Annotated in this window: 23 protein-coding genes and 1 pseudogene; 11 read left to right on the forward strand and 13 right to left on the reverse strand. The window is 64.6% G+C overall.

The annotated features are described in order from the left end of the window. Nucleotides 1–52 precede the first annotated feature (52 nt). Both ACT6QU_RS08130 and ACT6QU_RS08135 read right to left on the reverse strand, forming a co-directional pair. A pseudogene (locus tag ACT6QU_RS08130) lies at nt 53–325 on the reverse strand (type II toxin-antitoxin system RelE/ParE family toxin); the annotation flags it as partial. Between the two features lie 29 nt (nt 326–354). Next, nucleotides 355–615 carry a type II toxin-antitoxin system ParD family antitoxin gene (locus ACT6QU_RS08135; RefSeq protein WP_444563939.1) on the reverse strand — a complete coding sequence of 87 codons (261 nt, stop codon included), beginning with the start codon at nt 613–615 and terminating at the stop codon, nt 355–357. Nucleotides 616–771: 156 nt separating this feature from the next. Between ACT6QU_RS08135 and ACT6QU_RS08140 the strand changes: the two genes are divergently transcribed. Further along, nucleotides 772–969, forward strand: coding sequence for a CsbD family protein (locus ACT6QU_RS08140; RefSeq protein ID WP_024587960.1), 198 nt, complete (start codon nt 772–774; stop codon nt 967–969). 163 nt (nt 970–1,132) lie between these two features. Continuing rightward, the gene (locus ACT6QU_RS08145) at nt 1,133–2,164 is read left to right on the forward strand and encodes a histone deacetylase family protein (protein ID WP_444563938.1); all 1,032 of its coding nucleotides are present in this window, start codon (nt 1,133–1,135) and stop codon (nt 2,162–2,164) included. A gap of 37 nt (nt 2,165–2,201) precedes the next feature. Here the strand turns inward: ACT6QU_RS08145 and ACT6QU_RS08150 are convergent, their stop codons facing one another. The 3 genes from ACT6QU_RS08150 to ACT6QU_RS08160 all read right to left on the reverse strand — a co-directional run bounded on the left by ACT6QU_RS08150 (nt 2,202) and on the right by ACT6QU_RS08160 (nt 5,760). After that, entirely contained in the window at nt 2,202–3,320 is a 1,119-nt protein-coding gene (locus tag ACT6QU_RS08150) for a hypothetical protein (RefSeq protein WP_444563937.1), read from the reverse strand. A 46-nt stretch (nt 3,321–3,366) separates the two neighbouring features. Beyond that, nucleotides 3,367–4,578 carry a zinc metallochaperone GTPase ZigA gene (gene zigA, locus ACT6QU_RS08155; RefSeq protein WP_444563936.1) on the reverse strand — a complete coding sequence of 404 codons (1,212 nt, stop codon included), beginning with the start codon at nt 4,576–4,578 and terminating at the stop codon, nt 3,367–3,369. Nucleotides 4,579–4,662: 84 nt separating this feature from the next. Further along, nucleotides 4,663–5,760: a zinc ABC transporter substrate-binding protein gene (locus tag ACT6QU_RS08160; protein ID WP_444563935.1), complete on the reverse strand. Its 1,098-nt coding sequence runs from the start codon at nt 5,758–5,760 to the stop codon at nt 4,663–4,665. Nucleotides 5,761–5,865: 105 nt separating this feature from the next. Between ACT6QU_RS08160 and ACT6QU_RS08165 the strand changes: the two genes are divergently transcribed. From ACT6QU_RS08165 to ACT6QU_RS08175, 3 genes are read left to right on the forward strand one after another with little or no spacing between them, the layout of a single operon-like run. Next, complete coding sequence (locus tag ACT6QU_RS08165) at nt 5,866–6,711, forward strand: ATP-binding cassette domain-containing protein (RefSeq protein WP_444563934.1); 846 nt, start codon at nt 5,866–5,868, stop codon at nt 6,709–6,711. Then, the gene (znuB, locus tag ACT6QU_RS08170) at nt 6,704–7,510 is read left to right on the forward strand and encodes a zinc ABC transporter permease subunit ZnuB (protein WP_444563933.1); all 807 of its coding nucleotides are present in this window, start codon (nt 6,704–6,706) and stop codon (nt 7,508–7,510) included. The genes ACT6QU_RS08165 and znuB overlap by 8 nt, the downstream gene beginning before the upstream one ends. Continuing rightward, nucleotides 7,507–7,902 carry a Fur family transcriptional regulator gene (locus tag ACT6QU_RS08175; RefSeq protein ID WP_444563932.1) on the forward strand — a complete coding sequence of 132 codons (396 nt, stop codon included), beginning with the start codon at nt 7,507–7,509 and terminating at the stop codon, nt 7,900–7,902. The genes znuB and ACT6QU_RS08175 overlap by 4 nt, the downstream gene beginning before the upstream one ends. 87 nt (nt 7,903–7,989) lie before the next feature. On the opposite strand, the gene ACT6QU_RS08180 is transcribed toward ACT6QU_RS08175, so the two are convergent. Then, nucleotides 7,990–8,436, reverse strand: coding sequence for a Fur family transcriptional regulator (locus ACT6QU_RS08180; RefSeq protein WP_024587953.1), 447 nt, complete (start codon nt 8,434–8,436; stop codon nt 7,990–7,992). A gap of 143 nt (nt 8,437–8,579) precedes the next feature. Between ACT6QU_RS08180 and ACT6QU_RS08185 the strand changes: the two genes are divergently transcribed. From ACT6QU_RS08185 to ACT6QU_RS08200, 4 genes are read left to right on the forward strand one after another with little or no spacing between them, the layout of a single operon-like run. Beyond that, nucleotides 8,580–9,470 carry a metal ABC transporter substrate-binding protein gene (locus ACT6QU_RS08185; protein ID WP_444563931.1) on the forward strand — a complete coding sequence of 297 codons (891 nt, stop codon included), beginning with the start codon at nt 8,580–8,582 and terminating at the stop codon, nt 9,468–9,470. Next, on the forward strand, nt 9,467–10,354 hold the full coding sequence (locus ACT6QU_RS08190) for a manganese/iron ABC transporter ATP-binding protein (RefSeq protein WP_444563930.1): 888 nt from the start codon (nt 9,467–9,469) through the stop codon (nt 10,352–10,354). Before ACT6QU_RS08185 ends, ACT6QU_RS08190 begins: the two co-directional genes overlap by 4 nt. Continuing rightward, nucleotides 10,351–11,211, forward strand: coding sequence for a metal ABC transporter permease (locus tag ACT6QU_RS08195; protein ID WP_444563929.1), 861 nt, complete (start codon nt 10,351–10,353; stop codon nt 11,209–11,211). Before ACT6QU_RS08190 ends, ACT6QU_RS08195 begins: the two co-directional genes overlap by 4 nt. Then, entirely contained in the window at nt 11,208–12,047 is an 840-nt protein-coding gene (locus ACT6QU_RS08200) for a metal ABC transporter permease (protein WP_444563928.1), read from the forward strand. The genes ACT6QU_RS08195 and ACT6QU_RS08200 overlap by 4 nt, the downstream gene beginning before the upstream one ends. 162 nt (nt 12,048–12,209) lie before the next feature. On the opposite strand, the gene bglA is transcribed toward ACT6QU_RS08200, so the two are convergent. The 4 genes from bglA to coxB form a co-directional block, all read right to left on the reverse strand. Further along, nucleotides 12,210–13,889 (reverse strand): beta-galactosidase BglA, encoded by a 1,680-nt coding sequence (bglA, locus tag ACT6QU_RS08205; RefSeq protein WP_444563927.1) that lies wholly within the window; start codon nt 13,887–13,889, stop codon nt 12,210–12,212. Nucleotides 13,890–13,981: 92 nt separating this feature from the next. Beyond that, a complete protein-coding gene (locus ACT6QU_RS08210) occupies nt 13,982–14,347 on the reverse strand; it encodes a hypothetical protein (RefSeq protein ID WP_444563926.1) in 366 nt (121 codons plus the stop codon). Beyond that, nucleotides 14,344–16,866 (reverse strand): cytochrome c oxidase subunit I, encoded by a 2,523-nt coding sequence (ctaD, locus tag ACT6QU_RS08215; protein WP_444563925.1) that lies wholly within the window; start codon nt 16,864–16,866, stop codon nt 14,344–14,346. The genes ACT6QU_RS08210 and ctaD overlap by 4 nt, the downstream gene beginning before the upstream one ends. After that, entirely contained in the window at nt 16,863–17,525 is a 663-nt protein-coding gene (gene coxB / locus ACT6QU_RS08220; RefSeq protein ID WP_444563924.1) for a cytochrome c oxidase subunit II, read from the reverse strand. The genes ctaD and coxB overlap by 4 nt, the downstream gene beginning before the upstream one ends. Nucleotides 17,526–17,624: 99 nt before the next feature. On the opposite strand from coxB, the gene ACT6QU_RS08225 reads away from it, so the two are divergent. After that, nucleotides 17,625–18,125 (forward strand): DUF2231 domain-containing protein, encoded by a 501-nt coding sequence (locus ACT6QU_RS08225; protein ID WP_024587944.1) that lies wholly within the window; start codon nt 17,625–17,627, stop codon nt 18,123–18,125. On the opposite strand, the gene ACT6QU_RS08230 is transcribed toward ACT6QU_RS08225, so the two are convergent. The 3 genes from ACT6QU_RS08230 to ACT6QU_RS08240 form a co-directional block, all read right to left on the reverse strand. Then, on the reverse strand, nt 18,103–18,603 hold the full coding sequence (locus tag ACT6QU_RS08230; protein ID WP_029660544.1) for a CopD family protein: 501 nt from the start codon (nt 18,601–18,603) through the stop codon (nt 18,103–18,105). The genes ACT6QU_RS08225 and ACT6QU_RS08230 overlap by 23 nt on opposite strands. Further along, the gene (locus tag ACT6QU_RS08235) at nt 18,603–19,352 is read right to left on the reverse strand and encodes a cytochrome c oxidase assembly protein (protein ID WP_444563923.1); all 750 of its coding nucleotides are present in this window, start codon (nt 19,350–19,352) and stop codon (nt 18,603–18,605) included. Before ACT6QU_RS08235 ends, ACT6QU_RS08230 begins: the two co-directional genes overlap by 1 nt. 64 nt (nt 19,353–19,416) lie before the next feature. Further along, nucleotides 19,417–21,885 (reverse strand): vitamin K epoxide reductase family protein, encoded by a 2,469-nt coding sequence (locus ACT6QU_RS08240; RefSeq protein WP_444563922.1) that lies wholly within the window; start codon nt 21,883–21,885, stop codon nt 19,417–19,419. Here ACT6QU_RS08240 and ACT6QU_RS08245 point away from each other — a divergent pair. Further along, nucleotides 21,869–22,083: hypothetical protein (locus ACT6QU_RS08245; RefSeq protein WP_444836868.1), on the forward strand; the 215-nt coding region annotated here is incomplete at its 3' end. The two genes, ACT6QU_RS08240 and ACT6QU_RS08245, sit on opposite strands and share 17 nt — an antisense overlap.

Here is a 22,083-nt window from a genome sequence, read left to right on the forward strand (position 1 = left end):
AGGCTCCGTTGAACGGACAAAAGACCCCGCCGGAGCGATCCGGCGGGGTTTTTCATGTCAGGGAATCGTCGTCGAGGAGTTGCCGGTAGTCCGTCGCGCCGTGGATCACGCGAACCACGTGAACATGCGCGGCATGAACTTTGTAGAGAATGAGATAATTGCCGTGGACCCGCCGGCGGATGCCCTGCCGCTCATAGCGAGGCACGAGTTGGAACCGTGCGGCAAGTTTCGCCAATCCGAGGCAGGCCGTTCGTCGTTCTGCAACGAAACTGAGCGACCGGGCCGGATTTGTCCGCGCGATCCAGAGACCGATCTGCCGGATATCCGCTCTTGCTGCCGACTAGACGACGGCCTTCACGAACGGGCCGCGGCCATTGCCCGAATTTCAGCTTCCAGTTCGTCAAATACGTCCTCTGCGGCATGAACGCGACCGGCATCGATATCCGCCAACCCCTCTGCGACCATCGCGTCCAGAACCGCCAGCTTCGCCTCGCGCTCCTCCAGCAAACGCAAGCCGTCGCGCAAGACTTCGCTTTTCGAGTTGTAGCGTCCGGACGTCACCAGCTTGGCGACAAACTGCTCCAGATGCGGCCCAAGTTCGGCGCTGATCGCCATGGCGAACACTCCATCCAATAATAGTTATTGAATGTGCGCCGCCATCGATCCGAATTCAAGTCCGCCATCGCGAGGAACATCACCGGCTCTTCCACGTTAGCCATGCAGGACGGCAACGACCCGTCACCAAGGTGCAGAACGAGGAAGGAATACGCCATGAATTGGAATCAGATCGAAGGCAATTGGGAACAGTTCAAGGGCAAGGCCCAGCAGCAGTGGGGCAAGCTCACCAATGACGATCTCGATGTGATCAAGGGCAACCGCAAGGAGCTCGCAGGCAAGCTGCAGGCTCATTACGGCAAGTCGCAGGAAGAAGCCGAGCGCGAAATCGACGACTGGTCGGCTCGCCACTGACCGGTTCTCCCGGACGACGACTGGCCCGCTCGCGTAACTGAGCGGACCCGGTCCGGCAGAAGGCCTCGCTTTCGAGCGGGGCCTTTTTCTTTGGCCGCTCTAGGCTGGCAGAGGCGCGGTTGAGCCGCTACGTTCGGCGCAGACCACCTATGCAAGGCTCTCGATGAAAACAATCTTCTCTCCCCGCCACGCAGGCCATTCCGGCAATCTCGAACTGATCGACGGAGCAATCGTGCCTGCCTTCGAAATGCCGTCGCGGGCCGAGTTCATTAAGGCGCGTATCGAAGAGGTCGGCCTCGGCCCGATTTCCGAACCTACCGAGCACGATCTGACGACGGCGAAGAAGGTTCACAAGCCGGCCTTCATCGACTTCCTGCCGCAGGTCTATCCAGAATGGGAAAAGACCGGCCGCACCGGCACCGCGATGCCCTTCACCTGGCCGACCCGCGGCCTGCGCGGCGATGTCGAGCCGAAGACGATCGATGCCCGCCTCGGCTTTTATTCCTTCGACGGCGGCGCAACATTCGTCAAAGGCACATGGGACGCGATCAAGTCCTCGCACGACACCGCGCTCACCGCCGCCTGCCTCGTCCAGGCCGGCGAACGTGCAGCCTTCGCGCTCTGCCGCCCCCCCGGCCACCACGCCGGCTCGAGTTTCATGGGCGGATACTGCTTCATCAACAACGCCGCCGTCGCCGCGCAATGGTTCCTCGACAATGGTGCGAAGCGGGTCGCGATCCTCGACGTCGACTATCATCACGGCAACGGCACGCAGGAAATCTTCTATGCCCGCGTCGACGTGCAGGTCATCAACCTCCACGCCGATCCGATGGTCGAGTACCCGTTCTTCCTCGGCCATGCCGACGAGACCGGCGACGGCGCCGGCGAAGGTTGCAACCACAACTTTCCCATGCCCTTCGGCACGACTTACGACCAGTGGGCCGAGGCGCTCGAGGAAGGCTGCCGCCGCCTAGCCGCCTATGCGCCGGACGTCGTTGTGGTCTCGCTCGGCGTCGATACGTTCGGAGAAGACCCGATCTCGAAGTTCAAATTGACCACCGACGACTACCCCAGGATCGGCCACCGCATCGCGGCACTCGGCCTGCCGACGCTCTTCGTCATGGAAGGCGGCTACGCCGTCGCCGAAATCGCGGTCAACGCCGTCGGCGTCCTGCAAGGGTTCGAGGACGCCTGAAATTGCGGGAGGCGGTATCCGCCTCCCGCTTTCGCTTCTATCGCGTCGTGAACTCGAACCCCTTGGTCAGGCGCAGCCCGACCACATGCGCTTCGATGTCGTCGGCGCGGGCATAGGCGTAGCCGAGACTGACGTCGAACCCGTTGTCGAACGCATATCCGGCCGAAACCTGCGCCAGGAGGTCGGACTGATTACCTCCATCGCCAAAGTCGAGGCGACGGATGGTTCCGGCCAGTTCACCGTGCCAGGGTCCGTTTTGAAGGGACACGCCGGATGTCAGGTAAAGCGCGTCGTCCGCCGAGCCGAATGCGCTGTGGAGGAACGCCGCTTCGCCGTTGATGCCGAGCGTCATGCCGTTCGCCAGTTCCGTTTCGCGCGCGAGTCCCGCGACGAAACCGTTCTCGTCGTGATCGTCGCCGAAGCCGGCGCTCAAGTGGCGATAGCCCAGATGGTAGGAAACGCCGTCAAGCCCCGGCATGTCGGAGCCGTCAAACGTGATCGAAAAATTGTCGAGCCGGCCCGTATTCCCCGCACCCCCGTCGAAGCGGGACAATCGCCCGCGATTGGTGAAGGCCGATTCCGACAGGACCGAAGTGTCGGCGGTGAACACGTTCGCGCCGAGCGTGTGTGTGCCGAACCCCGTCGCGAACGCATGCAAAAGCCCGAAGCCGAGTTGTTCGGAAAGTTCATAGTCCTCGGCAAAATCCGTTCCGTAGACGCCGGGCGTCACGTCCCACGCCGTGCCGAAGCCGGGTCCGAACTTGCCCGCCAGAAATGTCGTCGTGCCGTTCGAAAGCTCGAGATTGAGCGTATCGACATAAAGCCCGATGTCGCCGAACGCGCGATCTTCGAACGGCGCCGGGTCCTCGACGGACTCGGCGGTGATCCCGAAATTGATCGCTGCCAGCGGCGTCAGGAACACTTTCAGCCCAAGCTCGCCCTCGAAGAAGAGGTCGTTGACCTCGCCGGCCGGATCGTCGGACGAGACGACGAAATCATCGCCGATCGTGATCTCGCCGGCCCCTTCGACATAGGGATAGGCGGCCGGCTCGGCTTGGCTCTCGGCAAAGTCGGCGGCCGTCGCCGCTGACGTTGCGGCCAACATCGCTGCGATCGCTGCCGTCCCTGCGGCCCGTTTGGGGGCGGTTCGTTTCATGCCTGTGCTCCAGTATTGCGTTTGAGATTATCTTGTCGACCGGCCGTCAAGCCGCCGGCCGCGTCCAGCTTGGAAACGGATCGGGCAGGCCCTTCCACAGATCCGGCATGAAGATCGGCGCATCGACCAGACACGCGTCGAGTTCGGCCCGGATGCGCACCTCGTTCATCGGGTGCGTGCCGATGAAGACGATCTCCTGCCGGCGGTCGCCCCAGACGGGGTCGAGATAGTCCGCCATCGCCGCATGCCATTCCGGGTCCTGCGGCCAGCGCGCTTTTGGCACCGCGGCCCACCACCAGCCACGCTTCTGCGTGCGCACCAACGCTCCGGCCTGGCTGATTTCGCCGACGAAATCCGGCCGCGTCGCGAGCCAGAAAAACCCCTTGGCGCGGATCACGCCCGGCCACTCCCGGTTGACGAATGCCTGCAGCTTCGCCGGCTGGAAGGGTCGCCGGGCCCGATAGACGAAGGAGCGCACGCCATATTCCTCCGTCTCCGGCACATGGTCGGCAAAGCCGTTAAGTTCCTTGAACCACAGCGGATGCGTTTCGGCCTTGGCGAAGTCAAACCGTCCGGTATCGAGGATGTCGCCAAGGTTGACACGGCCGAAATCCGTTTCGATCACATGTGCGTCCGGGTTCAGCGCGCGGATGATGCTGCGCGCCATGTCGCGTTCGCCCGCCCGTGCGCTGCCGACCTTGTTGAGAACGATCGTGTCGGCGAACTCGATCTGCTCGACCAGAAGGTCGACCAGCGCCCGTTCGTCGCCGTCGCCCGCCGTCTCGCCCCGGTCGCGCAGGAAGTCGGCCGACGAATAGTCCTTCAGGAGATTGGCCGCGTCGACCACGGTCACCATCGTGTCAAGCCTGGCGATGTCTGAGAGGCTCTTTCCGGCCTCGTCACGGAATTCGAATGTGGCGGCGACTGGAAGCGGCTCGGAGATTCCGGTCGATTCGATCAGCAGGTAATCGAAGCGACCTTCGGCTGCCAGCCGGCCGACCTCGGCCAGAAGGTCGTCGCGAAGGGTGCAGCAGATGCAGCCATTGGTCATCTCGACCAGCTTTTCCTCGGTGCGCGAAAGGTCCGATCCGCCGTCACGCACCAAAGCCGCGTCGATGTTCACCTCGCTCATGTCGTTGACGATGACGGCGACGCGTCTGCCCTCGCGATTGTTGAGGACATGGTTCAGGAGCGTCGTCTTGCCGGCACCGAGGAAGCCGGAAAGTACGGTGACGGGAAGGCGGGGATCGTGCGCCATGAAGGCTCCTTGTTATAACATAACATCAATGGGCAAAAAAGGGGGCGGGCCATCGGTCCGCCCCCACGCGCAGGGACGTCTGCCTCAGCCTTCGCTAAGACAGGTCGTCAGGGAGGTGGTGAGGTTGCCGATCAGCTCGAAATAGAGCTCGGGCCCGTCTTCGATGTCGGCCCCCAGCGGATCGAGAACACCGGCCTTCGCCTCGGTTCCTTCGGTGATGACGGAGACGAGGCGCGGTTCGAACTGCGGTTCTGAGAAGACGCAGGCCGCGCCGAGTTCTTCTACGCGCGCCTTGATCTCGGTCAGTCGCTGCGCCCCGGGCATCACGTCCGGGCTGACGGTGATGGACCCGGCCGCCTCGATGCCGAACCGGTTCTCGTAATACTGGTAAGCGTCGTGGAAGACGACGAAGCCGCGATTATCGATGACGTCGACGGCATCCTGCGTTTCGGAGAGCAGCGCGTCGAGCCGTTCGGTCGTGGCGGCAGCGTTCGTTGCATAGGCTCCCGCATTGTCCGGGTCGGCGGCGCTCAACGCGGTTTCGATCCCGCGCACCATGATCTTGGCGTTCTCCGGGTCGAGCCAGAAATGCATGTCGTGGGCGCCATGCGCGTCGCCGTCATGCTCTGCTTCGTGGTCGTGCGCGTGATCGTGTCCGGCCTCGGCATCCGCGTCCGCATGGCTGTCGTCGTCATGATCATGCGCATGGTCGTGCGAATGATCGTCCTCGTCCGACGCCTCTTCATGTTCGTGCGCGTGCTCGTCGCCGGTGTCGTCTGCTGCAGCACTGGCCTCGTGGTCATGTTCGTGGTTCTCGAATGGGCCGCCCTCGCGATAGGAAAGCCGCGTCAGCCCGTCCGCCTCGCCAAGCTCGACGACCGTCGCATTGCCTGCGAGCGTTTCGAGCGGGCCGTCGAGGAACATTTCGAGGTCGTGCCCGACCCAGAAGATCACGGACGCGCTTTCGAGCATCTGCGCCTCCGAGGGGCGCATCGAATAGGTGTGCGGCGATCCCGCGCCGGAGACGAGCAAGGACGGCTCGCCGACATCGCCCATCACCGCCGCAACCAGCGAATGCACCGGCTTGATCGAGGCCACCACGCCATCGAATGCGCTTGCCGGTCCGGCCGGGCAGGCGGCGAGGGCCGTTCCGGCCAGAAGCGTGGCTTGAAATCTCGTCATCAGGGTCTCCGCAGATGTTACGATATTACATTCATTGCGTTACGCTATAACGTGCGATATACCGGCCTGGCAACCCGTTTCGAAACGAATGCCGAACACGATCCCATGCTGAACACGATCGACAGGACGAGCGAGCCGCTCGTGCGGCTGGCCGGCGCCGGCGTCCAGCGCGCCGGGCGCTGGCTGGTGCGCGGCGTCGACATGGACATCCGCCCCGGCGAGATCGTCACCCTGATCGGCCCCAACGGTTCCGGCAAAAGCACGACCGCGAAGACCGCGATCGGCCTCATGAAGCCGCAGGAGGGGACGGTCACGCGCAGGCCCGACCTCAGGGTCGGCTACGTGCCGCAAAAACTCGCCATCGACTGGACGCTTCCCCTGACGGTCGAGCGCCTGATGAAGCTCACTGGCACGCCCTCGCCATCCGAGATCGCCGAGGCGCTGGAGGCGACAGGCGTTGCCCATCTCGCCGGCGCCGAAGTGCAGGCTCTATCCGGCGGCGAGTTCCAGCGCGCCCTGCTCGCCCGCGCCATGGTGCGCAAGCCCGATCTCCTGGTCCTCGACGAGCCCGTCCAGGGCGTCGATTTCACCGGCGAAGTGGCGCTTTACGAGCTGATCCGGAACATCCGCAACCGCACGGGATGCGGCATCCTCCTTATCTCGCATGATCTGCACGTCGTCATGGCCGACACGGACACGGTCATCTGCCTCAACGGCCATGTCTGCTGCCGCGGCACGCCGCAGAACGTCGTCGCGAGCCCGGAATATCTGAGGCTCTTCGGCGCGCGCGCCGCCGAGACATTGGCGATCTACCGTCACCGGCACGACCACACCCATCTGGCGGACGGCCGCGTCCAGCACGAGGACGGCACAGTGACGGATCACTGCCACCCGTCCGACGGCCATCACGATCACGCCCACGACCATCATCACGGCCACCCCCATGCTTGACGGCTTCTTCACCCGTGCACTCGTCGCCGGCATCGGGCTTGCGCTCACGGTCGGCCCGCTCGGCTGCTTCATCGTCTGGCGGCGCATGGCCTATTTCGGCGATACGATGGCCCATTCGGCGCTGCTCGGCGTCGCGCTCGCCTTCCTGTTCCAGATCAACCTGATGGCGGGCGTCTTCCTCGTCGCCTCGCTGGTCTCCGTCGCGCTCCTGCTGCTGCAACGGCGCGGCGCGCTGTCCACCGACGCGCTGCTGGGCATCCTGTCGCATTCCACGCTCGCGCTCGGCCTCGTCATGGTGGCCTTCATGAGCTGGGTCCGCGTCGATTTGATGGGCTTCCTCTTCGGCGACATCCTTGCCGTTTCGCGCACCGACATCGCGCTCGTCTATGGCGGCGGCGCGATCATTCTGGGCCTCATGGCGTGGCTCTGGAAGCCGCTTCTAGCCGCCACCGTCAACGAGGAACTGGCCGAGGCCGAAGGCATGGCGCCCGAGCGTTCGCGCTTCGTCTTCATGCTCCTGATGGCGCTCGTCATTGCGATCGCGATGAAGGTCGTCGGCATCCTGCTCATCACCTCACTGCTCATCATTCCCGCCGCGACCGCGCGGCGCTTTTCCACGACGCCTGAGCAGATGGCGGTCCTCGCCTCGCTCATCGGCGTCGTCGCGGTCGTCGGTGGTCTCTACGGCTCGCTCCACTTCGACACGCCATCGGGGCCATCGATCGTGGTGGCCGCGCTGGTTCTTTTCCTGCTAAGCCTCTTCTCCTTCACCCGGCGTCCGGCGGGAGCCCTGCAATGACCACGCACGACCTGACCAAGAACCAGGAAATGGTGCTCGGCGCGCTGTCGGCAGCCGATGGCCCGCTTTCCGCTTACACGATCCTCGATCGCCTCCGCGACCGCGGCTTCCGCGCGCCCCTGCAGGTCTACCGCGCACTCGAGAAGCTTCTCGACTACGGCCTCGTCCACCGGCTTGAATCGATCAACGCCTTCGTCGCCTGCGCCCACCCGCATTGCCACGGCCACGGCAGCATCGCCTTCGCGATCTGCGAGAAATGCGGTCAGGTCGAAGAATTTTCCGACGCCACCGTCCAGTCCCGCCTCGGCGACTGGTCGCGCGACCACGGCTTCAAGCCCTCCAAGACCGCCATCGAAATCCGCGGCACCTGCGCCACCTGCCTGGCGGCTTGATCGAAGACGTCGGCGTCATCCCGGAAGCCGCATTGAGCGAAGCGAAAGGCGGCTATCCGGGACCCATTCCGTGACGCCGAAAAATATTCACCCGCCCCGCGAAACCTTCCCCCGCCGCCTGCGCCCATAAAGCTCCAGCCGGTGGTGCACGATGTCGTAGCCGAGTTCGCGCGCGATCTCCTGCTGCAATTCCTCGATCCGCTCGGAGTGGAATTCGATCACGTCGCCCGTATCGAGGTCGATCAGGTGGTCGTGATGCTCCACCCCCGCCGGCTCGAAGCGTGACGGCCCGCCCTCGAACGCATGCCGATGGATCGCGCCGACGCCTTCGAGCAGCTTCATCGTTCGGTAGACCGTCGACAGCGAAATCCCCGAATCGATCTCCACCGCGCGCTTGAAGATCTCCAGCGCGTCCGGGTGGTCGCCCGCATCCGCCAGGATCGACAGGATCACCTTGCGCGGCCGCGTGATCCGCACCCCCGCCTTGCGCAGTTCGCCTTCATAATCGGGTCGGATCGGGGTCGTCTGGTTCATGCCGTCAATTATGCGTCAGTTGGGAATGCGATGCAAAGACGGGTTCGCAACTAAACATTTCAGTTGCAAACGATTTGCAATTGCATTGACGTCCGAGCCTGCTGACGCTACGTATGACCCAAAGCAATCTCTCGGAGTCTCTTATGACCCTCCTGCGCCGCCTCGTCCTTGCCGTCGGCCTCGTCGTCGCTGCGGCCCCCGCACAAGCGCAGGACGACCAGTTCAAGGTCGTGACGACCTTCACCGTCATCGCAGACATGGCGCGCAACGTCGCTGGCGATGCCGCCATCGTGGAATCGATCACCCGCCCCGGCGCCGAGATCCACGAATACCAGCCGACGCCGCGCGATCTCGTCCGCGCGCAGGACGCCGACCTCATCCTCTGGAACGGCCTTAATCTCGAGCTCTGGTTCGAGCGCTTCTTCGCAAACCTGTCCGACGTCCCCAGCGCGGTCGTGACCGACGGCATCGAGCCGTTGGGCATCGGCGAGGGCCCCTACGAGGGCCAGCCCAACCCTCATGCCTGGATGTCGCACGACGCCGCTCTGATCTACATCGACAACATCGCCGCCGCCTTTTCCGAGCACGATCCGGACAATGCCGCGACCTACGAAGCGAATGCCGAGGACTACAAGGCAAAGATCGATGCCATGGTCGCACCGATGCGCGAGGCGCTGGCCGAAATCCCCGAGGAACGCCGCTGGCTCGTCACCAGCGAGGGCGCGTTTTCCTATCTCGCCCGCGATCTCGGCCTGAAGGAGCTCTATCTCTGGCCGATCAACGCGGACGCCCAGGGAACGCCACAGCAGATGCGCCGCGTCATCGATGCGATGCGCGAAAATTCCATCCCCGCGATCTTCTCCGAAAGCACCGTCTCGTCCGCCCCGGCCGAGCAGGTCGCGCGAGAAACCGGCGCGGCCTATGGCGGCGTCCTCTATGTCGATTCCCTGTCGGAGGAGGGGGGCCCGGTGCCGACCTATCTCGACCTGCTGCGCGTCACCACCGAAACCATCGTCGAGGGCTTGTCGGAATGAACGTCGAAGGCCGAAAACCCGTCGCCGCCGCACCGGACGGGCTCACAGTCTCCGGCGTGACGGTCACCTACCGCAACGGCCAGACGGCCCTGCGCGACGCGTCCTTCGCCATCCCGCGCGGCACCATCACCGCGCTGGTCGGTGTCAACGGCTCCGGCAAGTCGACGCTCTTCAAGGCCATCATGGGCTTCGTCCCATCCGGGCCTGGCAGCGTCACCATCATGGGCGAGCCGGCCGGCCGTGCGCTCAAGCGCAACATCGTCGCCTATGTCCCGCAGGCCGAGGAGGTCGACTGGAACTTCCCCGTCCTCGTCGAGGACGTCGTCATGATGGGCCGCTACGGCCATATGGGCTTCCTGCGCATCGCCTCTAGCGAAGACCGGCGCATGGTCGACGCCGCGCTCGCGCGCGTCGGCATGTCGTCCTACCGCAAGCGCCAGATCGGCGAACTCTCCGGCGGCCAGAAGAAGCGCGTCTTCCTCGCCCGCGCGCTGGCGCAGGAGGGCCAGGTCATCCTGCTCGACGAGCCCTTCACCGGCGTCGACGTCACTACCGAGGAAGCGATCATCAAGCTCCTGCAGGAATTGCGTGCCGAGGGCCGCATCATGCTGGTCTCGACCCACAATCTCGGCTCCGTGCCCGAATTCTGCGACCGCGCGGTGCTCCTGAACAAGACCGTCCTCGCCGCCGGCCCGACCGAGGAGGTCTTCACCCACGAGAATCTGCAAAAGGCTTTCGGCGGCGTGCTGCGTCATTTCACGCTCGGCGGCTCGGACCTACACGACGATGCCGACGCGCGCAGCGTGACCGTCCTCACCGACGACGAGCGCCCCTTCGTGCTCTACGGCGACGAGGCGAAGAAGATGCGCGGGCAGGGCGAATGATCGAGGCCATCTTCGAGCCCTTCACCTATTCCTACATCTTCAATGCGATGTGGGTGAGCGCGCTGGTCGGCGGCACCTGCGCCTTTCTCTCGGCCTATCTCATGCTGAAAGGCTGGTCGCTCATCGGCGACGCGCTCTCCCATGCCATCGTTCCGGGCGTCGCCGGCGCCTACATGCTCGGCCTGCCCTTTGCGGCGGGCGCGTTCCTGTCGGGCGGGCTCGCCGCCGGCGCCATGCTGTTCCTCTCGGCTCAGACCAAGCTCAGGCAGGACGCGGTGATCGGGCTCATCTTCACCTCCTTCTTCGGCCTCGGCCTCTTCATGATTTCGCTGTCGCCGGCCTCGGTCTCGATCCAGACCATCGTCCTCGGCAACATCCTCGCCATAACCCCGGCCGACACGCTCCAACTCGTCCTCATCTCCGGCATCTCGCTCGCGATCCTCATCGCCAAATGGCGCGACCTGATGGTCGTCTTCTTCGATGAGAACCACGCCCGCTCGATCGGCTTGCGCCCGAACGTGCTGAAAACAGTGTTTTTCACGCTGCTCGCCGCCTCCACGGTCGCCGCGCTCCAGACGGTCGGCGCCTTCCTCGTCATCGCCATGGTCGTGACGCCGGGCGCGACCGCCTACCTCCTGACCGACCGCTTCCCGCGCCTCATCGTCATCGCCGTCGCCATAGGCTCGCTGACGAGCTTCGTCGGCGCCTATGCGAGCTTCCATCTCGATGGCGCGACGGGCGGCGTCATCGTCGTCCTCCAGATGCTCGTCTTCATCGCCGCCTTCCTGTTCGCGCCGAAACACGGCCTCGTCGCCGGTCGCCACGCCGCGCGTATCGAACGCGAGGCGGCGCGATGATCGACACGCTCCTGATGCCGTTCCAGTTCCCCTTCATGGTTCAGGCGATGCTGATCGCGGTGCTCGTCGCCCTGCCGATGGGCCTTCTATCGCCCTATCTCGTGCTCAAGGGCTGGTCGCTGATGGGCGACGCCATCAGCCATGCCGTCCTGCCGGGCATCGTGCTCGCCTACATCGCCGGCCTGCCGCTGGCCCTCGGCGCCTTCGCCGCCGGCCTCTTCTGCGCCATCGCCACCGGCTTCCTGAAGGACAATTCGCGCATCAAGGAAGACACTGCCATGGGAGTCGTGTTCTCCGGCATGTTCGGCCTCGGCCTCGTCATGTTCGTCGCGGTCGAGACGAGCGTCCACCTGAACCACATCCTCTTCGGCGACGTCCTCGGCACCACCTGGCGCGACATCGCCGAAACCGGCGCCATCGCAGGTGCGACCGTCCTCGCGCTGGTGATCTTCGGCCGCGATCTGATGCTGTTCTCCTTCGACCCCGGACACGCCCGCACGGTCGGCCTCAAGGTCCGTCTCCTGCATTACGGCCTCCTGACGATGCTCTCGCTCACCATCGTCGGCGGCCTCCAAGCAGTCGGCATCATCCTCGCCATCGCCTTCCTCATCGCGCCGGGTGCGACCGCGTTTCTCTTGACGCGCACGTTCCGCTCGATGGTCGTCGCCAGCGCCATCATCGCCGTCCTCTCCGCCGCGACCGGCATCTACCTCTCCTTCTTCATCGACTCCGCCCCGGCTCCGACGATTGTGCTGGTCATGTCGACGGTCTTCGTCATGGCGTTTGCGTGGTCGCAGGTGCGGGACGCCGGGGCGTGGCGATCGTCGTTGGGCTGAAAGAGGGTTTTCCGAAGAGGACCCCCACCCTCTATCCCTCCCACAAGGGAGAGGGAGACGTGACCATCGAGTTGATCCTTCAGTGCGACATCAAGCAAGTCGGGCGCAACGCTGGCGAACTCCCTCCCCCTTGTGGGGAGGGATAAAGGGTGGGGGTCCCCACTAAGACTCGATCAACGCAAAAAACGCCCCATAAGGCCCAAGCCTGATCTCGCCTCTCTCGTAATCCCCGGCGAACCCATGCTCATCGAGCACGGAAAGCCTCAAATCCTCCACCGCCAACGACACCCAGCCCGAACCGAGATTGAATGCGCACAGCATCCGCTCTTCCGCGTCGCGCCGCTCGAACACCAGCGCATCCCCTTCCGCGACGAGAAAAGTGATCGACCCCTTCACCAGCGCCTTGTGCTGGCGACGGAACGCCAGAAACCGGCGATAGTGCTCCAGCACCGAATCCGGCCGCCCGACCTGCGCCGAGACCGACAGCGGCCCATGCGCGGGTGAGACCGGCAGCCACGGCACGGCTTCCGAGAACCCGGACGCATGGTCGCCTTCTTCCCAGACCATCGGCGTCCGGCAGCCGTCGCGGCCGCGATATTCGGGCCAGAAGCGGATGCCATAGGGGTCGCGTAGGTCCTCGAACGCGAGTTCGGATTCGGGAAGGCCGAGTTCCTCGCCCTGATAGAGGCAGACCGAGCCGCGCAGCGAGAATAGGAGCGCCGAGACGATCTTGTTGTAGGCGACCGGATCGGCCTCGCCTTCGCCCCAGCGCGAGGCGTGCCGCGTCACGTCATGGTTCGAAAACGCCCAGCACGACCAGCCGGTCCGCGCCACTGTCTCGAACTCCTCCAGCACGCGCCGCACGTTCGGCGCGGTGATCTTCATCGGCTGCAGGAAGTCGAAAGCGTAGCACATGTGCACGCGCTCGTTGCCCGCCGTATAGGCCGCGACGATGTCGAGCCCGCGCTGCGCATCCCCCACTTCGCCCACCGCGGTCGTCCCCGGATATTCGTCCAGCAGCGCCCGGAACCGCCGCAGGAAGTCGAGGTTCTCCGGCTGGCTCTTGTCGTAGAGATGGTCCTGGTAGTTGTAGGGGTTCACCGACGGCGCGATGGAATCGTTGCGATGATCCTCGTGCAGCGGCGGATTGTCCTCCAGCCCCTTGGAGTGGAAGTAGAAGTTGATGACATCGAGCCGGAAACCATCGACGCCGCGCTCCAGCCAGAACCGCACGATGTCGAGCAGTTCCTCCTGCACTTCCGGGTTGTGGAAGTTCAAATCCGGCTGCTCGGCGAGGAAATTGTGCAAATAGTACTGCCGCCGCGGCGAGTCGAACTGCCAGGCCGAACCGCCGAACATCGACAGCCAATTGTTCGGCGGCGTGCCGTCCGGCTTCGGGTCGGCCCAGACGAACCAGTCCGCCTTGGGGTTGGTCTTGTTGACCCGGCTTTCCAGAAACCAGGGGTGCTCAAGCGCGGTGTGCGACATGACGAGGTCGATCATCACCCTCATGCCCAGCCGGTGCGCCTCGGCGATCAGTGCGTCGAAATCGTCGAGCGTGCCGAACATCGGGTCGACGTCGCGATAGTCCGAGATGTCGTAGCCGAAATCGCGCATCGGCGACTTGAAGAACGGCGAAATCCAGATCGCGTCGACGCCGAGCGAGGCGACATGCGGCAGGCGGCGCACGATGCCGGCAAGGTCGCCGATCCCGTCGCCGTTCGAATCCTGAAACGAGCGCGGATAAATCTGGTAGATCACCGCGCCGCGCCACCAGTCGGCATCCGGAAGGTCGGTTTGCGCGGGCGAAGGGTGAGCGAGGTTCGCTCTCACATCATCCATCTCGGGTTCCGTTGGTTGGGACAGGGCGACTGCCCGAATGGGCGCGTTTGCGCAGCAGAGCTAACAAATGTGAAGTTTTGATAGCAACCCGCTCAATGGCAGGCGGTGAGGAAAAGAACCGGCCCCAGCGAGAACAGCGTCGATGCCAGGGCGGCCCATGCCGCCATCCACGCCGCCGTCTCGATGAAGGGGCGAAGGACGAGGCCCGTTCCGCCCGCCGCCCGCCGCCGCTCCGCCGCGATCCGCACAACCCACCATCCTGCGATGAGCGAGATGACGAGCAGCCCGACCAGCACCGCTCGCTGGACCGAAATCGGGCCGAGAAAGGCCTCGTCCCAGCCGAACGCGCAGCCGATCGAGAGCATCGAATAAAGCGCGACGAACGCCGCCGACCAGACGATGAAGCCGGCAAGCAGCCACATGATCCGGCTCGCAGGCACACGTTCCGAAACGATCATTGCCCGCCTCCCTGGATAGCGACGATGAGCGGCATGACGAGAATGAGCGCGATGCCCGCGACCCCCGTCAGCGCCGTATAATCGTGCCACAGCTTGCCGATCCTCAAGTCGAGGCTGCGCCGCGCGGAAACGAATCCGTTCATGATCCGCCATGCGCCGTAAAGCGCGAAGACGATGCCGAGCGCCGAATGGATCGCCGTATAGGCGAGCGTCACGAACGCGGTCGCCGCATAGGCATGGCTGGTCGGCTCGGGCAGCGCCGTGTTGATGAGGTAGAGCAGCAGCCCGACCGTGACGACATGCGCGCCGGCGGCACACAAGAGCAAAGGCAGCGCCCCGCCCCCTCCGGCATTGGCCGCCACCGCCATGCGCGAGAGCAGCGCCGCTCCGACGACGGCGATCACGGTCATCAGCGGCAGGATCAGGCCCGTCTCGACCAGTTCGGCCGGCGGCCAGCCCGGCGCAACGAGCCAGAGGAAGAACACCGCGAAGATCAGCGAGGCATAGAGCGTCCCGTTGCAGGCGAGCAGGAACACCATCCCCCACCAGGAAGGCGGACCATCTGCCTCGTAATGCGGTGGCACACTGATGCCGTTGCCGATGTCGAGTTCGCCATGGTCGTGGCGCAGCCCCGTCACGTTGGTCCAGGCAAGGCAGAGCACGAGCGTCACCGCCAACGGGACGAGCGACAGCCAGTAGAACTTGAACAAAAGGCACAGCACGAAAAGGCCGATGGCGATCGCCGTATAGAGCGGCAGGAAAGTCCGGTTCGGCAGCACGATCGTCTGGTCCGGCCGGCCCGTCGTCATGTCGACGCCCAGCGTCTCCTGCCAGCCGTTGCGCGCAAAGCCGAGATAGCCTTTGCCGGCCGCAAGATCGTTGCCGATCGCGTGCGGGTCGAGCGTGTCCGCCCGTCGGTCGACCAGCGGCAGCGAGGCGAAATTGTAGCTCGGCGGCGGGTTCGGCTGTGCCCATTCCAGCGTCCGCGCGCCCCATGGGTTGCGCCGATACGGCTTGCCGAAGCGAAATTGCAGGATGATGTCGACCAGGATCAGCGCGAAGCCCATCGTCAGGATGAAGCCGCCGATCGAGGACAAGAGGTTCAGCCAGTCCCAGCCGACGCCCGACGGATAGGTGTGAACCCGCCGCGGCATCCCGCGCAGGCCCGTCAGGTGCATCATGAAGAAGGTCATGTTGAAGCCGACGAAGATCAGCCAGAAGGCCGGCACCGAGATCTTGTGCATCGTCAGCCGCCCGGTCACGTGCGGCAGCCAGTAATAGGCGGCCGCCAGCATCGGAAAGACGAACCCGCCGACGAGTACGTAGTGCAGATGTGCGACGACGAAATAGCTGTCGTGGACCTGCCAGTTGAACGGCACCATAGCCAGCATCACCCCGGTCAAACCGCCCAGCACGAAGACGAACAGGAAGCCGAAGATATAGAGCATCGGAACGTCGAAGCGCGGCCTGCCATGCGCCAGCGTCGCCAGCCACGCGAAGATCTGAACCGCGGTCGGTATCGCCACCAGCGCGCTCGCCGCCGAGAAGAAAGCCAGCGCCAGATGCGGGATGCCGACGGTGAACATGTGGTGCACCCACAGCCCGAATGAGAGGAACGCCACGGCGACGATCGCGACGATCACGGCCCGGTAGCCCATCAGTTCACGCCGCGCGAAGACCGGGATGATGGTCGAGACCGCACCCGCTGCCGGCAGGAAGATGATGTAGACCTCAGGGTGTCCGAACAGCCAGAACAGATGCTGCCACAAAAGCGAATCCCCGCCCCGCGTCGGGTCGAAGAAAGGCAGGTCGAAAGCGCGCTCGAGTTCGAGCAGGATCGAGCCGAGGATCAGCGGCGGAAAGCCAATCAGCATCATCCCGGCGGTCACCAGCAGATACCAGGCGAAGATCGGCATCCGGTCGAGCGACATGCCCGGCGCGCGCATCTTCAGGATCGTGACGGTGATCTCGACCGCTGCCGCGATGGCCGAAATCTCGACGAAGGTGATCCCGAGCAGCCAGACATCGGCATTGATGCCCGGCGTGTAGGTCGACGACGACAGCGGCGTGTACATGAACCAGCCCGAATCCGGCGCCACGCCGGCAAGCATGGCGACGATCAGGATCGAGCCGCCGAAAATGTAGCAGTAGAAGCCGAGCGCGGTCAGCCGCGGGAAGGCGAGGTCGCGCGCGCCGAGAAGCTTGGGCAGGAGATAGATCGCGAACCCCTCGAACATCGGGATCGCGAACAGGAACATCATCACCGTGCCGTGCATGGTGAAGATCTGGTTGTAGACCTCGGGCCCGACGAAGGCCGTGTTCGGCGTCGCCAGTTGCGCCCGGATCAGCATCGACAATATGCCGCCGATGGAGAAGAACACGAAGGCGGCGATGATGAACCGGCGGCCGAGGATCGTGTGGTTGACGGCGGCGAGCCGCTGCAGCCCGCGCGGCGTGTGCCAGATTTCGTCGAGTTCGCGGTGCAGCCGCACGGCGTCGGTCTTGCGCGTCTCGCTCATCGGCCGGCCTCCGCAAGCGCGGTCTCGCGCGCATTGTCGTAGTCTTCGGCCGCGTGCGCGACGACGGTAAAACGCATGGTCGTGTGCCCGTTGCCGCAAAATTCCGCGCAGATGCCGCGATAGCTTCCCGGCCGGTCGGCCTCGATCCGCAGCACGTTCTCGTGGCCGGGTATGGCGTCGATCTTGCCGGCAAGGCGCGGCACCCAGAAGGAGTGGATGACGTCTTGCGTCGTCACCACGACATCGACGGGTTGCCCGGCCGGAATGTGGAGTTCGCTCGTCGTCGCATCGCTGTCGTCATAGCCGAAGCGCCAGTCCCACTGGTAGGCCTGGGCGTAGACTCTCAGCGGCGGGTCCTCCAGCGGCCGCGGGATCATGCGTTCGCCGAGCACGAACGCGGCGGCGACGAGCCCGACGAGGACGACGCTCGGCATCACCAGCCCCCCGCCGACGAGCCACTGGCTGACCGAAAAGCGTGCGAGCAGCGCCGGCCGATACCAGGCGAGCGCATAAAGCGCCCCGACCATCACGAAGAGTGCCGCCGCGCCCCAGAACATGATCCACCAGAGCGTCGCCACCGCATTCGCCGCCGGCCCGGCCGGATCGAGCGTCGAAAGCGGCCCGGAACAAGCGGCCAGAAGCGGCAGGGGCGCAAGCACTGCAAGGCGCCACTCGACAGCGCGTCGCCGCGCGCTAGAATCGGTCTGTGCGGAACGGGGCAGGGTCGTCTCCGTTGGGGATGAAACCGAGGGCTGGGCATGAACGAGACGCGCGACCGGGGCAATCCCGTCATCGAGGAAGTGGTCGAGGAGGAGATTACCTCTACCGTCGCCATTGCCGGCCATCCGATCCACGCGATGAGCGTTCACTTCCCCATCGCACTCGTCTTCGGCGTTCTGGGCTGCGACGTGTTCTACTGGTGGACGGGTGATCCGTTCTGGGTGCGCGTCGGCATCTGGGCGGCCGGATTCGCCTTCTTCACCGGCATTGCCGCCGGCATCGTCGGCACGCTCGAACTCCTGCTCGTCGCCGGCATCCGCATGCGCGTGGCAAGCTGGACACACGCGGTCGCCGCGATGACGCTCATCGCCATCGCCGGCACGAACTGGGGCCTTCGGCTGGTCGATGAAGGCGCGATCCTGCCGCACGGCATCCTGCTTTCGGCACTCGCGGCCTTCTTCACCGGGCTCGCCGGCTGGCATGGCGGGAAACTGGTTTTCGATCACGGTGTCGGCCTCATCGTGACAGCCAGGGAATGAAGTCGCCGACGATGTCGCGCAGCGCGCCCGGGCGCATCCATTCGGCGGGCACCCAGTCGAAGTGAAGCGGCGGCTTTGCCAGAACGACGGCAAGGATGGCGAAAACGACCAGCGTCGTGACGATGGTGACGGCGACGAACCGCCAGGCCGGGTACATCTCGCCCTTTTCGAACAGGCGGATGATGACGAGCCCGGTCAGGATGTGGATCACGACCAGCACCCCGACGAACGCCATCTTCAGCGAGAACCATTCGACGAAGGTCGATTGCAGGAAGATGAGGGCGATGCCGGAAGCGACCGCGACGAAGGCCGCCGGCGAGATCAGCGACACATAGGCGAAGCGCACCAGTCCCTGCAGGCGGTAGAGCGCATCGTCGTTCTCGACGGTGTGGCGCTGCGCGTAGAGCCCGGGCAGGCAGATCAGCCCGGCACACCAGATCGAGATCGCGGCCAGATGGACGAATTTCAGCCAGACCATCAGCGCGTCTTCGGCGAGCTGAACGGCTCGGCGCGCCCGAAGAGCTGCCACGCGATGACGAGCGCCACCGCCAGATAGGGAAGAGCTGCCGGCACCCACATCATGAGCCCGGCAAGCTGCTGGTCGCCGAGCGGCGTCAGCCCGTAGGGCAGGGTGGTCGTCGCATGCGCCTCATAGAGCGGCCGCGTCGCGAACGTCAAAAGCGCGCCGAGCATGCCCATCTGCACGATCGAGCCGAGCAGGGCGGAGAGCGCTGGTCCGGCTCGTGCTGCAAGAATCCCCTGCCACATCGCGAAGGCCGAGAAGAACAGCGACACTTCCATCAGCCAGTAGACGGGCACGGAAGACAGCGCCCATTGATAGGGGATCGGCGCATGCCAGACCCACATCACGAGCGTATGCGCAAGGAATGTCGCCGAAAGCGGCAGCCGCGCGAACCGCGTCGGCAGAGCCAGCGCCAACAGGGGAGCTGCGGCCGCGACGAGCAGGAGGTGGTGGACGATGCGGGCGGAAAACAGCGCCGAAGCGAGCGCACAGATCGGCGAAACGAAGGCGATCAGCAGAACCAGCAGGGCGAGCATGCCATAAGGCGACCGTGCCGCCTCGGCCGCGCTCTTGCGCGACATGGCGAGCGCGCCCGCAGCCATCACCGCGAAGACGGCGATCAGCAGCTGGTCGAAATTCCAGCTCGACCAGAGGTCGGCGGGCAACGGCGCCGGCCCGCAATAGGGTATCTGCGTCGGTTGCAATCTGGTCTCCCCGGTCGTCCCACCGCTTCACTGTATCGAATTTCCCGGCCGGCGACAGCCGCCCTCAGACGATCAGCTTCTGATAAAGCCCCCAGCGCCGCGTGATCTTTCCCCTCGGCAAGGCGAGCGCGACCAGCAGCAGCCCGGCAACGATTGCCGACGCGATCTCCGCCCCGCTCGCCTCGACGAAGATCAGCGAACCGATCAGGATCGCGCCGAGAGCGACATTGACGTAGCGCGCCGGCCGCCCCGTTTCCGCCAGTGCGATCACCGCGAAGGTCAGTGCCAGCGCGCCGATCACATGGTTCACGTTCGCCATGCCGCCTTCCGAGCCAAGCGTCAGCGGCGTGAACATCAGCCACAGCGCAACCAGCATCGACAGGCCCAGCGTCCACGGAAAGCCCATCCCGCCGCCGAAGAACGACGAGACGACCTCGTTCGGCGCCAGTTCGAACGTGCGTCGCCCGGCAGGCTTCGCCTCGCCTTCGTCCGTATCGCCGGTGAAGAAGATGCGGATGACCGGTTCGCCCTTCTTCCACTTGCGGTAGAGGAACTCCGACGTCGCGACGAGTTCGTCGAGCGAATAGGGAATCTGCAGGAGCATCGCCGCCGCGCCGATCAGGCACAGCGTGCAGAACGTGCCGATGACGATCGGCTGGATGATGATGAAGCCGATCGAGACGATGCCGAGCGGCACGATCAATATGCCGAAGGCGATCGTCACCCAGGGCATCGTGCGCCAGCGTCGCTGCGAGCCAACGAGCCCGATGACGATCTCGATCAAATAGACCGCCGCGCCCATGCCCGCATCGGGGATCGGGAACGCTTCCGATACGGTCGAGGTGACGACGTCCTCGCTGCCGTTCAGCCCCTCGCGCGTCCCGCCGAAGAACGGGTCCCACGCCGCGTCGATATGGCCGAGTTGGTAGGCGGCGAGATAGCGCGAGAAATAGAGCCCGACGAAGGCGAGCAGGATGATCGGCATCCGCTGCAGCCAGCTCGACGGATTGTAGGTCCAGCCGGGCGGCACGTCCGGCCCGGTCATCTGCGCGATCGGGCTGACGCCCGGTTCGGGCCTGACGCACAGCGCCAGCGCCATGACGAGCGTGCCGACCAGCGTCCCGTTGAGATAGCCTGCCGCCGAAGGCGTCCAGAAGACGAGCGGCGCGAACAAGATCCAAAGACCGACCGCCGCCGTAGCGAACCGCACCATCGACAATCGCCACGAAAGCGACAGCAGCCCGAGCGCGAACAGCGCGACGCCCGACGCCATGTCGCTCCAGCCGAGCCAGCTATCCGCATAGCCCATCGTCGCCGGCGAAAAGATCATCCACGTGCCGAGCGCCGCATTGGCGAAATGCGCCCAGATGAAGCGCGCATGCTCGTCGCGCACCGTCTCCTCGTGCCGCGAGCGGATGTCCTCGGGGTCTTCGCCGCGCGCGTCGGCCGTCTTCAGCCAGTCCGGCGGCGTCAGCCCGTTCTTCTCGTACCAGACGGCCGGGTCGCCCTTCAGCTTCGCGACGATGGTCGACAGCGACGTGCGGATCGAATGGCGCGGCTCCCAGTCGAGCTGTTCCTTGGCCCGGGAAATGTCGAGCGCGTAGTGGTCTTCCGCCATGTCGATCATGAACGGGCGGATGAACGGCTTTTCACCCTTGTCGATGTCGTCGGGAATGAGCGGCTCGGCCTTCACCTCGGCGAAGGCGCCGATCTTGGCGATCGGCTTGGGCACCGAAAAGGTCTCCCACTCCTCCTCGCCATGGATCAGCCGCCCGATCAGCGCCTGAAGCTCGTCATAGGGCACCGCATCGGCTTCGCCGGCGAGGATCACGCACTCTTCGGGCAGCGCGTTGCGCTTGTCGACCGCGAGCTTGAACAGCGCCATCATGTCGTCGCGATGGATGAAGGACTGCCCCGCCTTGACGTCGCCGGAATATAGATGCGCCTTCATGTCGCGCTCGTAAATCCGCGCGATCTGGTGCGCGAGCGTCGGCACGGAACTCTCTTCGTCGTAAAGCCCGGCGAGATGCAGCAGCAGGATCGGCATCGTCCCGCGCTCCTGCCGGATGACCTCTTCCGCCTTAGCCTTCGATTTCGGGTACGCCCATTTCGGCGCGATCGGCGTCTCCTCGTCGATCGTCTCACCAGCTTCGCCTGCTTGGTGCACCAGCATTGTGCCGGAATAGATGAAGCGCTCGACCGAAACATCGCGCAGCGCCCGCATCAGGTGGCGCGTGCCGTCGATATTGACCTTCTGATAAAGCGGATGTTCCTCTCCGGAAAAATCGAAATAGGCGGCGAGATGGATGACGGCTGCAAGGCTGTCACCAAATTCCTCGGTCACCTGGGCGATTGCCTGACGCGTCGAGTCTTCCGACGTCAGATCGACCTCGAAAAGCGGACACTCCGCCGTCTTGCCTTCGACGTCGAGCCCGACGACCCTATACGAATCCGCAAGTTCATCAGCCAGCGCCCCGCCGAGATTTCCCGCTGCACCGGTGATCAGGACGACGGGCTTGTTTTCAGTCGACATGAACGCGCGTTTCCCCCTGGCCATTCACTTCGTGAACGCCAGCCCGCGCGCCATGTTCCATGCGAATTTGCTGAAATGTGGAGAGGTCGCAGCACCCCCACCCTTTATCCCTTGTAACTTCCCTGCTGCCGCATCGTGTATTGTTTTCGATGCGGTGGCGGATGTGAGATCGATATTCCCGAGGGACGCCAAGCCCGT

The sequence above is a fragment of the Aliihoeflea sp. genome, from assembly GCF_052435475.1.
In the GTDB taxonomy this organism is placed as follows: domain Bacteria; phylum Pseudomonadota; class Alphaproteobacteria; order Rhizobiales; family Rhizobiaceae; genus Aliihoeflea.